We start from the raw sequence: 13,823 nt of genomic DNA on the forward strand, positions 1-13,823 counted from the left end.
TTCGTCATGGCGATCATTCAGTTCCATGTGCTGGCCCCCGATGCGTCGGCAGAAAAGTTGGCGGAGGCATACCAGCGCGCAATCGATATTTTGGTGCGGCGCGAAAAACTCACTGCCGGAAATGTTGTGTACACCCCGCATGTAGCGTTGCCTAGCGAGGTCACCGAGGAACTGGAAGCAACATACGTGCAGGACAGGCAGGTCTCGGCTGAAGAAGAGGGTGCCGCCCTCCAGCGCTACGACATCGAGGTTGAAGGCGCGAGGAGCCTGAACAGCCTGGCGATGGGCCTGTCGCGGATTCTGACCCCGCGAGCGCAGCATCCATCAGACCCCGTCGCGTTGGAGCAGCAAGACCAGTTTGAGACGCCTGCGCTTTACCCCTGGACCGTCGAGGTGTTCAGGTAGCGAATCGCCGCCTCGCGGCCTGCGCGGCGGAGTTGCTCACTGGTGTCAGCGATGTTTTCAAGGGGGACTGCGATTGCTTCACCAGCGGGTTCGGCGTCGAAGCTACCCGCCACAATTACGCAGACAGCACCTGCATCAGCGGCAAGGTCGCTTACCGTGCTGGCAACCTTGCCAGCGGCGGTTTGGGCGTCATAGCGTCCCTCGCCGGTGATGACGAGTCCGGACTGTGCGATAAGATCTGCGAGCCCGCTGGCGTTCGCGATGACGGGCGCACCGGGGGAGATGGAGACGTGGCTGGCATCGCCGTGCAGGAGCGTTGATAACCAGGTGATGCCGATCGCGATTCCGCCCGCAGCCCCGAAGGCCGGGGTAGTGGGGTCGAGACCTGCTACTTCGCACAGCCTGGCCAGCCCGCGGTCGAGCTTGGCCACGTCTTCTTCGGAAGCGCCCTTCTGAGGTCCAAATACAGCGGCGGAGCCTTCCGGTCCCGTGGCGGGCGAATCCACATCGGTGAGTAGTACCCAGTCGAGCGCGCCTGCGGGAATGTTGACCTTTGCGGTATCGAGGTTCGCGAGGCGCTCGAGGTCGCCGCCGCCAGGCTTGAGTTGATAGCCCTCAGCGTCGACGGGGTTCGCGCCAAGGGCTACGAGAATGCCGGTGCCGCCATCGGTGGTTGCCGAGCCGCCCAAGCCGAGCACGATCCGTGTTGCGCCACGGGTTTGTGCGTCGGCGATGAGCACTCCGGTGCCGTAGGTATCGCCGGTCAACGGAACTGGTGAATCTGCGACGGCGGGTAGCCCAGAGGCGGCAGCGACGTCGATAAACGCTGTGGTTGAAGCGGCATCATAGGTGTAGGTAGCCTCCGTGAGGCGCCCCGCGGCGTCCGTGGTGGGCAGGGTGATGCGCTCGCCCTTGAACAGTTCGGAGGTGCCTTCGCCGCCGTCGGCCATTGGGGCGAGTTTGATGGTTGCGTCCTTTAATATCTCGCGGACGCCTTCTCCGATCCACGTTGCGGCCTGCTCAGCCGACGCCGTGCCTTTGAATGCGTCTGGGGCGATGGTGACTGTGGTTGGGGTACGCAATGCTTCATCCATGAGGGCAAAGTGTAGTGCATACCTTCCGTTGTGTTGCACACTCAGCGCAGTGGTTCTCGGGTACGATGACCGACATGTATCGCGTTTTTGAAGCACTTGATGAACTCGTCCAAATCGTCGAGCAGGCCTACGGCGTGCCAATATCAAGCTCTTGCCTCGTGCCGCGCAACGAAGTGCTTGCGCTGTTAGACGATATTCGTGACGCAATCCCGAATGAGATGGACGACGCTCAAGATGTCCTCGACCGGCAGGACGCTATCTTGCATGGTGCACAGGAACGCGCGGACGATTTGGTGGCTCAAGCCAATGCAGACGCGAAGCACATTATGGATGAGGCAAACGAGCAGTCTCAAGAAATGATTGACGACGCCCAGTCCCACGCGACCATGCTGGTGACCAACGCTGAAGAGGACTCCCGCGATATGGTCAGCCGCGCACGCGAAGACGCGGAAGCCACCGTGGCGCGAGCACAGGAAGAAGCTCAGCGCCTGGTTGAAAACGGTCAGAAAGAATACCAGCGCTCAATTGATGAGGGCTTGGCGCAGCAGGAACACCTTGTTTCCGAGGCAGAGGTCATGCGTCGCGCAGACGAGGAGGCGCACCGCCTGGTCGAGCAGGCACACGCGGAGTCCTCGCGTCTGCGCGGGGAGTGCGACGAGTTTGTGGATTCCAAGCTTGCGGAGTTTGAGGAGTCACTTTCCGCAGTGCTTCGCACAGTATCTAAGGACCGTTCTGCGCTCCGGCGTGGCGCCGGCGTCTCAGGCGGCAGCCAACGCGCGGAGCGTTACGACTACGGCGAGCATTAGGAACGCACAAGAGAAAACCAGGTAGCACTTCCGGAAGAAAACCGATGTAGAGTTTGGGTTGCTATGGCTAAAAATCCTTTCATTATTCAAGTAGCTGACGCTCTGCACGGCGACGGCATGCCGGTAGTTGTCCACAACGTGGGCCCAGCTCCTTCCCGCATCGGGCCGGAGATGATCGCAATTCCGGAAGGCCAGGAGGTGGCCGTCGACGCTACCGTGACCCCGCTCGGTTCTGGCGTGATGGTCGACGCCACCGTGACCGCGGTACTGGAAGGGCAGTGCGTACGCTGCCTGCGCACCCTGCAGCCGACGGAAACGCTGCGTGTCTCCCAGGTGTTTTCTAACGGCGACGACTTCATCCAGGGTGATGAAGAAGTAGAGGAAGACGCAGGATCCGGGGATGAGATCATGCGCATCGTGGAAGAAACGGTTGATCTCGAGCAGGCCTTCGTCGACGAAGCTGGCCTCACACTGCCGTTTAACCCGACCTGCCAGCCTGCATGCCCCGAAGACAGCGACGTTCCGGCACCAGACGGCATCAGCGGCGAAGCAACCGACGCGGTGGATCCGCGCTGGGCTGGATTGGAGAAGTTCCTATGAGCCGGCGCTCAAAGAAGAATCGCGTCAGCGGCGAAGAAGCGTGGAACAGCGCGTTCTCCGAAGTAGACCATGCGCCTCTGCTCGAGTGGCTGGGTGTGGAGCTGGACGACGAACTGTTGCGACTCGCCTTGACACATCGCTCCTTTGCCAACGAGCACGACTACCTGCCAAATAACGAGCGGCTTGAGTTTCTCGGAGACGCAGTGCTCGGTCTGACCGTAGCCACGAAGCTCTTCGAGATCTACCCTTCGAGCTCCGAGTCGGTGCTTTCCCCGATGCGGGCCTCAATTGTGTCACGCTACGGGTTGGCGGATGTCGCCCGTGGCATCGAGCTTGGTAAGTACGTGCTGCTTGGAAAAGGCGAGTTGCATACCGGCGGCAGGGACAAAGAGTCCATCCTCGCCGATACGACGGAGGCGCTCTTTGGCGCGATCTATCGGCAGCACGGATTTGAAGCAGCCCGCGACGTAATTCTTAAGCTCTTCCACGAGAAGCTCCACAACGCGACGGCACACGGCCACAGACAAGACTGGAAGACTGTGCTGCAGGAACGCCTCGCGGAACGTGGCATCCCAATGGTTGAGTACGAAACGACGTCTGAAGGCCCCGAGCACGACCTCGAATTTACGTCGTACGCGATCATTCTTGGTGAAAGCCGCGGACGTGGAGTGGCGCACAACAAAAAGCTCGCCGAGCAAGAAGCAGCCAGGGAAGCAGTGGCGTTCATTCAGAAGCACCCGGAAGCGCTCGTTCTTGAGCAGCAGACCCACGACAAGGCGTAGCTGATGCCCGAACTGCCGGAAGTTGAGGTCGTGCGTCGTGGTCTGAACGAGCACATTGTTGGCAGGACATTCGACAGTATCGAGGTCGCGCACCCCAGGGCGGTCAGGGAGAACACCGTCGATTTGGCAACAACTCTCCCCGGGCTCCGCGTCACGGGCACCGGACGCCGTGGCAAGTACCTCTGGCTGACGCTGTCCGACGGAGCCTGCCTCCTGGTGCACCTTAGAATGAGCGGCCAGATGCTCGTCGGCGCGCCGGGCAGCGTGGACAGTCCACACGCGCGGATTCGCGCCAGGATGGGCGACGTGGAACTGGTCTTCGTGGATCAGCGCACGTTCGGCTCGTGGCAGTACTGCGAGCTTGTCGATGGCATCCCAGAACGTGCAAGCCACATTGCGATGGACCCGTTCGAGGAAGGCTTCGACGTTGATACAACTGCAGAGTTGATGCGGCACAAGCGATCTGCGGTCAAAACGGTGTTGCTGAATCAGGCCGTAGTCAGCGGTATTGGATCCATCTACGCTGACGAGGCAATGTGGGCGGCACGCGTCGCGCCGTGGCAGCGGGCAGATACGCTCAGCCAGGAAACTGCGGTTGAACTCCTCAACGCATCGCGTGCTGTCATGGAGCGAGCTCTTGCACAAGGCGGGACGAGCTTCGACTCCCTATATGTAAACGTCAACGGTGCGGCAGGGTGTTTTGCTCGCTCTCTCAACGCGTACGGACGCGCAGGGCAGCCATGCGCTCGTTGCGGGGAAGCAATAGCGAAGACTGTCGTGAACCAGCGGTCGAGTTATTACTGCCCAACATGCCAGGTTCCTGAGCAAAATCGCGAATAATCCTGTCATTGCGACTAGGATTCTCCGCATGGAAAAAGCAACCGAGTTCATTGACGGAACTCTCAACGGCATCATCTGGGACATTGTCCCGTGGCTCCTGCTTGCTGCGGGTGTCTATTTCGGGCTGCGTACCTTGTTCGTACAGGTTCGACTACTTCCGGAAATGTTCAAGGCGGTTACCGAAACCCCGAAGGGCAAAGACCGTGACGGACGCGATTTGGATGAAGAGTACGGCGGTATTTCTGCGTTTAAGGCGTTTACCATTTCCGCCGCTTCCCGCGTGGGCACCGGCAACATCGCTGGCGTCGCTCTCGCGATCTCGGTCGGAGGGCCTGGTGCAGTGTTCTGGATGTGGATGATCGCCATTGTGGGTGGCGCTACCGCGTTCGTCGAGTCCACGCTGGCACAGCTGTGGAAGACGAAGGACGAAAACGGCAACTACCACGGTGGCCCCGCCTACTACATGACGCGCGGACTCGGCTGGCGCCCGCTCGCAGTGATTTTCGCTGTCGCGCTCTCGTTCACCTATGGGTTTGTGTACAACGCGATCCAGACGAACTCCATCGTTGAGGCCGTCGGTGGTTCCGTTGGCTCCGATTCGATGACGATGAAGCTCATCGTCGCGGTCGTCATCGCAGCGCTGACGTCTGCAATCATTTTTGGCGGCGTGACCCGTATCGCGAACGTCACGCAGCTCGTCGTTCCGTTTATGGCTGTTGCCTACATCCTGGTCGGCCTTTTGGTAGTCATCCTGAATATTCAGGAAGTTCCAGGCATGATCGCGCTGATCGTCGGCCACGCCTTGGGCCTGAAGCAGGTCGGTGGTGCGACGCTGGGTATGGCGTTCGTGTGGGGCATGCGCCGTGGTCTGTTCTCGAACGAGGCAGGCCAGGGCTCCGCTCCGAACGCGGCGGCTACCGCTACGGTGTCCCACCCGGTGAAGCAGGGCTTGGTGCAGACGCTCGGCGTGTACTTTGACACTCTCGTCGTGTGCTCCATCACCGCGTTCATCGTGCTGCTGGGCCCAGAGATCACCTACGGTCTGGAAGACGTACAGGGTGCATCGCTGACACAGTCAGCACTGGCTGCAACGGTGGGTGCGTGGGGCACGCACTTCATCACGTTCATTCTCTTCTTCCTCGCCTTCTCGTCAGTGATCGGTAATTACTACCTTGCGCAGGCGAATATCGAGTACCTTTCGGACTCCAAGACGGTGCTGAACGTTTTCCGTTGCGGCGTCATCGTCTTCGTGTTTTTCGGTGCATTCGGTTCGATTCCGCTCGTGTGGTCGCTTGGCGACACAATGGCGGGAACCATGGCCATCATCAACATCATCGCGATCGTCCCGCTTGCGGGTGTCGCCATCAAGCTGCTCAAGAACTACAACGAGCAGCGCGTCCAGGGCATCGACCCGGTGTTCCACCGCGACATGATGCCTGAGGTCAAGAACGTAGAGTTCTGGGACGGCTCCGACCCGGTCACGCGCCGCAGCCTGGAGGACCGCATCACGGCTTCCGAGGCCCGCGCCGTAGGTGAAGACAACGAGCAGGGCGGTTTGAAGTAGCCGATGGCCACCATTCGTATGACCGCGTTTGTGCACGGGCACGTTCAAGGCGTCGGGTTCCGCTGGTGGACCCGCTGCCGGGCCTTGGAGCTCGGCCTACAGGGGTATGCGAAAAATCTTGTCGACGGCCGCGTTGAAGTGGTCGCGGAAGGCGACGAAGGGGACGTCGATACGCTGAAGCGACTACTGGAAGAACAGCCCTCCTCAACGCAACGACCGGGCCACGTGGACATAGTAGTCGCGCAATACGGTGAGCCCCGTGGGGCGGAAGGCTTCCACGAACGGTAAACTCACCACAATGCATTTGAAATCGTTGACGCTGAAGGGCTTCAAGTCCTTCGCTTCTTCAACGACGATGAAGTTCGAGCCCGGCATTTGCGCTGTTGTCGGACCGAACGGCTCAGGTAAATCGAACGTCGTCGACGCGCTTGCCTGGGTGATGGGGGAGCAGGGTGCGAAGAATCTACGCGGTGGGAAGATGCAGGATGTCATCTTCGCGGGAGCGGGGGACCGCAAGCCACTAGGGCGCGCAGAGGTAACACTCACCTTCGACAACAGCGATAAGCACCTTCCAGTGGACTTCACGGAGGTTGCGATCACGCGACGTATGTTCCGTGATGGAGCCTCCGAGTACGAAATTAACGGCTCGAAAGCCCGGCTGATGGACATTCAGGAGCTGTTGTCGGACTCCGGTATTGGCCGCGAGATGCACATCATCGTCGGGCAGGGCAAGCTGTCTGAGATTTTGGAATCGCGCCCTGAGGAGCGCCGAGCGTTCATTGAGGAAGCCGCGGGTGTGCTGAAGCACCGACGTCGTAAAGAGAAGGCACAGCGCAAGCTGCAGTCGATGCAAGGCAACGTCGACAGGTTGCAGGATCTGGCAGATGAGCTTGGCAAGCAGCTCAAGCCGCTGGAGCGCCAGGCCGAAGCCGCGAAGCGCGCCGCGACTGTGCAAGCCACGCTTCGCGACGCCCGGCTCCGCCTCGCCGGCCACCAGATGGTCACGCTGCAGGCAGCGCATGCGCAAAGTGACGAGAGTGCGAAGCTGCTCGAAGAACAGGTCGAGACCGTGACCGCGTCGCTCGAGAGCGCTGAGGAGCAGTACGCGCAGCTCGAGGAAGAACAACGGGAGGTACAGCCGCGTGCCCAGGAGTCACAGGAAACTTGGTTTGCACTGTCATCTCTCGAGGAACGGGCGAACGCGACGTTGCGCATCGCACAGGAACGCGCGCACAACCTGAACACGCAGACTGAGTACCACGGGCAAGACCCAGAGGAGCTGCTCGCTCGGGCAGCAGCAGCGGACGAAGAATATGAGGTGGCCATTGAGGCTGCCGAGGAAGCCGCGGAGCGACTTGAGGTTGTTCGGGAAGACGTTGCCGAATACCAGGCTGCGTTCGATGAAGCTGAACGCGAACACGTGGCGCAGATTCAGGCGGTAGCGGATCGCCGTGAGGGCGTTGTGCGGCTGGTGGCGCAAGAGGAGGCGCACCAGCAGGCCGTGCTCGGAGGTGAGCAAGAGGCAACCCGGCTTGAAGAGCAGCTTTCACTCAGCAGCGAGCGGGCCCACAGCGCCCGCGGCGAAGCCGAGGAGGTAGCGGAGAAGATTGCTGAGCTTGAAGCCCGCCGAGGGCCACTCGTCCATGAGTACGAGCAAGCAAGCTCGGAGCTCACTGCCGCCGAGCAGCGCTTTCAGGAGCTACAGACGCAGCAGCGCGAGCATGAGCGGGCGGTGTTTACGCTGCAGTCGAAGATAGAGACGCTGCAGCACCAAATGCCAACACGTACCGCGGAGGAGATGCTCGGAGGCTATCCCGCGCTTGCATCACTGGTGAAGGCTCCTGCTGACCTGTCAGGAGCGCTGGCTGCCGCGCTTGGTGGCTTCAGTGAGGCATTGGTGGGCGAGCGCGACTTGGACGTTGTGGAGCAGCTGCAATCTGCAGATCGTGCCAGCATCGTTGAGGCAGTCGGCGGCGCGCTGTGGCGTGTTGAAACCGACGGGTGCTATGACTGGCTCCTCGACCATCTCGACGTCGACGTTTCGGTCGCGGGCCCCGTGGCGCGCCTGTTAGCAGACGTTGTTGTAGTGGAGACGCCGCAGGAGGGCGTGGACGTCGTGAAGGCAGACCCACGACTGCGTGCTGTGACGCGAGAGGGGGCACTATTCGGCGAAGGCTGGATGTCGGTAGGCATCGCGAGCGCGTCTACGGTCGAGGTGAGTGCGCAGGTTGAAGCCGCACAGCGAGACCTACGCACCGCAGAGCACGCGTTGGCGGAGCTCTCGGGCACGTTTGAGGGAGCGCAGCTCGCAGCAGAGGACGCGCGGGTGAATGTTGCGGCGGCGAAGGCAGCGCTGCGCGAGCACGACACCGAGGTTGCTTCGTGGCAGCGTGAGCATCAGCGCTTGGCTGCGCAATCGGACACGGCCGAGCAAGAGCGCGTCCGTGCCGCGCAGCAGCTTGAGGAGGCAGAGCAGCGGCTCGCTCAGCGCCGTGAGCAACTGCTGGAAACCCAGGAGCGTCTTTCTCGCATCGACGACACTCCTGCTGCGGAAGGCCCTTCGCCCGAGGCCCGTGATGCTGCATCCCAGCAACTGACGCAGGCGAAGGCGATCGAACTGGAAGCGGTTCTCGCTGCTCGTGAGACGCAACAGCGCGCTCAGACAATTGCGGGGAAGGGCGATGCGTTGCGGCGCCAGGCGGAAAACGAGCGCCAGGCAAAAGCGCGTCATGACGCAGCCGTTGCACGTCGGCGGTCCCAGGCCCTGCTCGCCGGAGCCGTGAAGGAACATACGGAGGTTCTGATCTCGCGAGTCCAGGATGCATTACAGCGAGCCACCGCGCAGCGCGATGAGCTGCAGCGCACGCTTGCTGCGCTGCAGGGCAGGATTCAACAAGAGCGATCGCAGGTCAGCGCTGCTCGTCAGCAGCTGAATCGGTTGAGTGACCGCGTGCACGCCGCAGACATTGCAAGGTCGCAGGCGAAGGTGCGTCTTGAGGAAGCTCAGCAGAAGATCGTCGAGTCGCTCGGTATTTCGGTCGATGACTTGCTCGCGAACTTCGCGCCGGGAGAAGACTTTGACGAGTCCACTGAGACCCAGCGACTGCGCCAGGCCGAAAAAGACTTGCGCTCTTTGGGGAAGGTGAACCCGCTGGCTCTCGAAGAGTTTAAGGCGCTTGAGGAACGCTATACGTTCCTCTCTACCCAGCTTGCCGATGTGATTCAGGCTCGAAAGGACTTGCTCGACGTCATCGAGGATGTCGACGCCCACATCCTGCAGCTCTTCACGGATGCATGGCACGACGTGGAGGAGGAGTTTCCACGTGTGTTCCATACGCTGTTTCCCGGTGGGGAAGCCCGCCTGATACTCACGGAACCAGATGACATGCTGCTCACCGGCATCGAGATTGAGGCGCGTCCACCGGGCAAGCGCGTCAAGCGGCTGTCACTGCTTTCAGGTGGGGAGAAGTCGCTGACTGCTCTGGCGTTTCTGGTGGCGGTTTTCCGAGCGCGCCCGAGCCCGTTCTACGTGCTGGACGAGGTGGAGGCAGCGCTCGATGACGTGAATCTGCGCCGATTGATCGCGCTGCTTGAGGAGCTGCGGCAGGACTCGCAGCTCATTGTGATCACGCACCAGAAGCCGACCATGAATGTGGCGAACGTGCTCTACGGTGTCACCATGCGCGGTGATGGTGTAACGAGGGTGCTCTCACAAAGAATGCGCCCGGCGGGGTCAGCTCCTGACTCCGATCCGGACGCATAAATAGGGGTGCGGGGCTTAGTTCTTTACAACAAGCTCCAGTGTTCCCTCAGGACCAACTGCGAAGAGTTTATCCTGGCCGAGCACCTTCAGGCTCGTGGTCTGCTTCAGCAAGTCGCTGGTGGTGTTTTCCCAGATGGTGTCCTCAGACGGGCATGCCTTCCTCGTCGTCGGCGTCTTGAACGTGGAGACCGCACCAGTTGCTTCGTCAATGGTGAAGCCGACGCCGTAGCCGTTGCATGGACCGCCTACAAGCACGTAGCCCTTATCTTCCTTGACAAATTGGACAGTAGCGCCGTCATACAACGGCAGCGGTGCCCAGGTGGTGTTCAGTGCGGTGGTGAGCGCCTCACCAGTCGCTGGCACTGCCTCCTTCGGCGCGTCGGTGCCAACGCTCGGCACGTCTACCTTTGAGCTGCCAAGCTGGCCACTTGAGGCAATGATGCCAAGTCCGACGGCCAGCGAAATCAGCGTTGTGAGGACTGGCAGGATCCATTGGGCAACGTCTTGTGGCAGATTCTTCAAAAATGGGGGAGTATTCATAAACCTTATTCAACCACGTTGTTGGCATAAATGGGGTATTCCACACAGTTTTTGAGCGCCTTTGGCACTATGGAAGTCATGACTACGTACTCGTTATGGATTGCAATCGCAGCTGTGGTGCTCGTGATTCTCATTGTGGGCATCATCATTGTTGGCAATAAACGGAAATCGGCAAAGTCTGTTTCCTTTGAAAAGACCGAGGAGCCGAAAGAACTTACCCAGCAGGAAAAGTCCGGCAACTACCAGGCAAAGGGGGGTTTTAATTTCGCTCAAGCAGGAGTGAAGGAAAAGGAACCTATCCCGCGTGTCGACGCCCCCTCCGATCCGAAGCCCGCTCAGGCTGCGCCAATGCCGGAGCCTGAGCCGGTTGTAGAGGACGGGTCGGCGCCTGAGCCTGAGCCTGAGCCTGAGCCTGAGCCGGTTGTAGAGGACGGGTCGGCGCCTGAGCCTGAGCCTGAGCCTGAGCCGGAGCCGGTTGAGGAAACTGAGTCTGAAAAGCCTGAGCCGGTGGCTGTACCGGAACCGCAGGCCGAGCCTGAATCTGCAGTAGAACCGAAACCTGAGGTTGAGAAGGAGCCGGAACCGACACTGGTCGCGGAAGAGCCGAAGGCACCCGCGCCGGCAGAGCCCGCCCCCGACGAAGCTGACGTCGAACACCACGACATCGAAGAAGCACAAGAGGCAGCTGACGCAGCCGCAGCAACGGTCGACGGGGCGGAACGTGCCCTGGAAGACGGTGCCGAACCGACCGAGGACGCAATTGTCAGCGAACCAGTCTCCTCCGAGCCTGTCGAGGCAATCGCGCCAGCCGCAGGCCGGATGGGCAAGCTGCGCGGGCGCCTGTCGCGCTCGCAGAACGCGATTGGCCAAGGGCTGCTTGGCATTCTTACCGCGGGCGACCTCGACGAGGACGCGTGGGAAGAGATCGAAGACACCCTCATCATGGCGGATATCGGTGCGGATCTGACCATGCGCATTACCGATGCACTGCGTCAGAAGATTGCCGAGCGAGGCGTGGCATCTGAGGCTGAAGCACGCGCAATGCTGCGGGAAACCCTGATCGAAGCCGCGAAGCCAGAGCTCGATCGTTCGATTCACGCAATGCCGAACGAAGGCAAGCCCGCCGTGATCTTGGTAGTCGGTGTCAACGGCACGGGTAAGACCACCACGACGGGCAAGCTTGCACGCGTACTCGTAGCGATGGGCCACTCGGTGGTACTTGGCGCTGCGGATACATTCCGCGCTGCTGCGGCAGACCAACTGGAGACGTGGGGGCGTCGGGTCGGTGCCTCTACGGTCCGCGGAGCAGAAGGCGCAGACCCTGCCTCTGTCGCATTCGACGCCGTGGCGACCGGCGTGCAAGAGGGTGCGGATGTCGTGCTTGTCGACACAGCGGGCCGTCTGCACACCTCGACTGGCTTGATGGATCAGCTGGGTAAGGTGAAACGGGTCGTCGAAAAGAAATCCACTGTTGATGAGGTGCTCCTGGTACTGGATGCAACGGTTGGACAAAACGGCATTGCGCAAGCGCGAGTGTTCCGAGAGGTCGTTGATATCACCGGTGTGGTGCTGACGAAGCTGGACGGTACCGCGAAGGGCGGCATTGTGTTCCAGGTACAAGAGGAACTGGGTGTGCCGGTCAAACTTGTGGGTCTTGGCGAAGGCGCCGATGACCTCGCGCCGTTTGAAGTAGAGAGCTTTGTGGATGCTCTGCTGGGATAGCCTGGCGTGATGTGAACAGTTGGGCGGAAAGGCGCTAGGCTAGGTGCGTTCTGTCTCATTACCGAAGAATGAATTAGTTAAGGGAGCAACGCACTGTGTTCGAGTCACTGTCTGACCGCTTACAATCAGCGCTTGGAGGCTTGCGCGGCAAAGGCAAGCTCACCGAGGCTGACATTAACGCCACAGCACGTGAGATTCGGATCGCGCTGCTGGAGGCTGACGTCTCGCTGACTGTCGTACGCGCCTTCATTAAGCGCGTGAAAGAGCGCGCTTTGGGCTCTGACGTTTCAGAGGCGCTGAACCCGGCACAGCAAGTGGTCAAGATTGTTGACCAGGAGCTGACCGCCATTTTGGGCGGAGAGACTCGACGCCTCAACTTTGCAAAGACACCGCCGACCGTCATCATGCTGGCAGGTCTACAGGGTGCTGGTAAGACCACCCTGGCAGGTAAGCTGTCCCGCCACCTTGCAAAACAAGGGCACACACCGCTGCTGGTGGCCTGTGACCTCCAGCGCCCGGGCGCGGTGCAACAGCTCCAGATTGTGGGTGAGCGCGCCGAGGTTGCAACGTTCGCGCCGGATCCTGGCACGTCCATCGACTCGTTTGAGCACGAAATGGGCACTTCCCACGGCGACCCTGTCGCGGTGGCGCAGGCTGGTATTGAGCACGCGAAGCAAAACAAGCACGACGTGGTGATCATCGATACCGCGGGCCGTTTGGGTATTGACGAAACGCTGATGACGCAGGCCCGTAACATCCGTGATGCAGTCCAGCCTGATGAAGTCCTGTTTGTGATCGATGCGATGATCGGTCAGGACGCGGTCACGACTGCGCAGGCCTTCGCAGACGGCGTGGACTTTACCGGCGTTGTGCTGACGAAGCTCGACGGTGACGCCCGCGGTGGTGCAGCCCTGTCCATCCGTGAAGTCACCGGCAAACCGATCCTATTCGCGTCCACAGGTGAGAAGCTCGATGACTTTGATGTCTTCCACCCGGAGCGCATGTCGAGTCGCATCCTCGGTATGGGCGACCTGCTCTCACTCATTGAGCACGCGGAGACCGTCTTCGACCAGAAGGAAGCTGAGGAGGCCGCGAGCCGACTCGGCACTGGGGAGCTCACGCTTGAAGACTTCCTGAACCAGATGCTGATGATCCGCCGCATGGGCCCGATCGGCAATCTGCTCAAGATGATGCCTGGCGGCAAGCAGATGAACCAGATGGCGGACATGGTTGATGAGAAGCAGCTGGACCGCATCCAGGCAATCATCCGCGGTATGACGCCTGAGGAACGCGCGAACCCGAAGATTCTCAATGCGTCGCGCAGGAAGCGCATCGCTGCTGGTTCCGGCGTGAAAGTCTCTGACGTCAACCAGCTCGTTGACCGCTTTTTTGAGGCGAAGAAGATGATGGGCGCGATGGCCAACCAGTTCGGCCTACCAGGAATGCCGGGCATGGGTGGCGGACGCTCCGCGACAAAGAAGAAGCCCAAGGGACGCAGGGGCAAGAACGGGAAGCGCAAACCGGCGAAGCGCCGTGGTGGAGGCCCGAAGATGCCGGGCATGCCACAGATGCCGGGAATGCCTGGCATGGAGGATCTGCAGAAGATGCAGGAACAACTTCCTCCGGGTATGGAGGGGCTTGACCTCAACAATCTTGACTTCGGCGCAGCGATGAAGCGCATGGGCAAGAAGAAGTAGTCAGCAAAAC

General features: G+C 60.6%; 12 protein-coding genes. 10 read left to right on the top strand and 2 right to left on the bottom strand.

The features are described 5' to 3' along the window. The first annotated feature begins 6 nt into the window (after nt 1–6). Nucleotides 7–405 carry a hypothetical protein gene (locus tag JMN37_RS00470; RefSeq protein WP_252930779.1) on the top strand — a complete coding sequence of 133 codons (399 nt, stop codon included), beginning with the start codon at nt 7–9 and terminating at the stop codon, nt 403–405. Here the strand turns inward: JMN37_RS00470 and JMN37_RS00475 are convergent. Then, a complete protein-coding gene (locus tag JMN37_RS00475) occupies nt 375–1,499 on the bottom strand; it encodes a glycerate kinase family protein (RefSeq protein ID WP_252930780.1) in 1,125 nt (374 codons plus the stop codon). The two genes, JMN37_RS00470 and JMN37_RS00475, sit on opposite strands and share 31 nt — an antisense overlap. A 74-nt stretch (nt 1,500–1,573) precedes the next feature. On the opposite strand from JMN37_RS00475, the gene JMN37_RS00480 reads away from it, so the two are divergent. From JMN37_RS00480 to smc, 7 genes are all read left to right on the top strand, one after another. Then, on the top strand, nt 1,574–2,305 hold the full coding sequence (locus JMN37_RS00480; protein ID WP_070363481.1) for a DivIVA domain-containing protein: 732 nt from the start codon (nt 1,574–1,576) through the stop codon (nt 2,303–2,305). Between the two features lie 63 nt (nt 2,306–2,368). Continuing rightward, nucleotides 2,369–2,905: a YceD family protein gene (locus JMN37_RS00485; RefSeq protein WP_070362261.1), complete on the top strand. Its 537-nt coding sequence runs from the start codon at nt 2,369–2,371 to the stop codon at nt 2,903–2,905. Next, on the top strand, nt 2,902–3,687 hold the full coding sequence (gene rnc / locus JMN37_RS00490; protein ID WP_252930781.1) for a ribonuclease III: 786 nt from the start codon (nt 2,902–2,904) through the stop codon (nt 3,685–3,687). Before JMN37_RS00485 ends, rnc begins: the two co-directional genes overlap by 4 nt. Nucleotides 3,688–3,690: 3 nt before the next feature. Beyond that, nucleotides 3,691–4,527: a bifunctional DNA-formamidopyrimidine glycosylase/DNA-(apurinic or apyrimidinic site) lyase gene (gene mutM / locus JMN37_RS00495; protein WP_252930782.1), complete on the top strand. Its 837-nt coding sequence runs from the start codon at nt 3,691–3,693 to the stop codon at nt 4,525–4,527. A gap of 28 nt (nt 4,528–4,555) precedes the next feature. Continuing rightward, nucleotides 4,556–6,091: an alanine/glycine:cation symporter family protein gene (locus tag JMN37_RS00500; protein WP_252930783.1), complete on the top strand. Its 1,536-nt coding sequence runs from the start codon at nt 4,556–4,558 to the stop codon at nt 6,089–6,091. 3 nt (nt 6,092–6,094) lie between these two features. Further along, entirely contained in the window at nt 6,095–6,379 is a 285-nt protein-coding gene (locus tag JMN37_RS00505) for an acylphosphatase (RefSeq protein ID WP_071572497.1), read from the top strand. Nucleotides 6,380–6,389: 10 nt separating this feature from the next. Then, a complete protein-coding gene (gene smc / locus JMN37_RS00510) occupies nt 6,390–9,854 on the top strand; it encodes a chromosome segregation protein SMC (RefSeq protein ID WP_252930784.1) in 3,465 nt (1,154 codons plus the stop codon). A gap of 15 nt (nt 9,855–9,869) precedes the next feature. Here the strand turns inward: smc and JMN37_RS00515 are convergent, their stop codons facing one another. Further along, nucleotides 9,870–10,394 carry an META domain-containing protein gene (locus JMN37_RS00515; RefSeq protein ID WP_070362267.1) on the bottom strand — a complete coding sequence of 175 codons (525 nt, stop codon included), beginning with the start codon at nt 10,392–10,394 and terminating at the stop codon, nt 9,870–9,872. A gap of 78 nt (nt 10,395–10,472) precedes the next feature. On the opposite strand from JMN37_RS00515, the gene ftsY reads away from it, so the two are divergent. Continuing rightward, nucleotides 10,473–12,116 (top strand): signal recognition particle-docking protein FtsY, encoded by a 1,644-nt coding sequence (ftsY, locus tag JMN37_RS00520; protein WP_252930785.1) that lies wholly within the window; start codon nt 10,473–10,475, stop codon nt 12,114–12,116. 95 nt (nt 12,117–12,211) lie between these two features. Next, nucleotides 12,212–13,813, top strand: coding sequence for a signal recognition particle protein (ffh, locus tag JMN37_RS00525; RefSeq protein WP_252930786.1), 1,602 nt, complete (start codon nt 12,212–12,214; stop codon nt 13,811–13,813). The last annotated feature ends 10 nt before the right edge of the window (nt 13,814–13,823 follow it).

Origin of the sequence: Corynebacterium lipophilum (assembly GCF_024102595.1) — a bacterium.
Classification (GTDB): Bacteria; Actinomycetota; Actinomycetes; order Mycobacteriales; family Mycobacteriaceae; genus Corynebacterium; species Corynebacterium pseudogenitalium.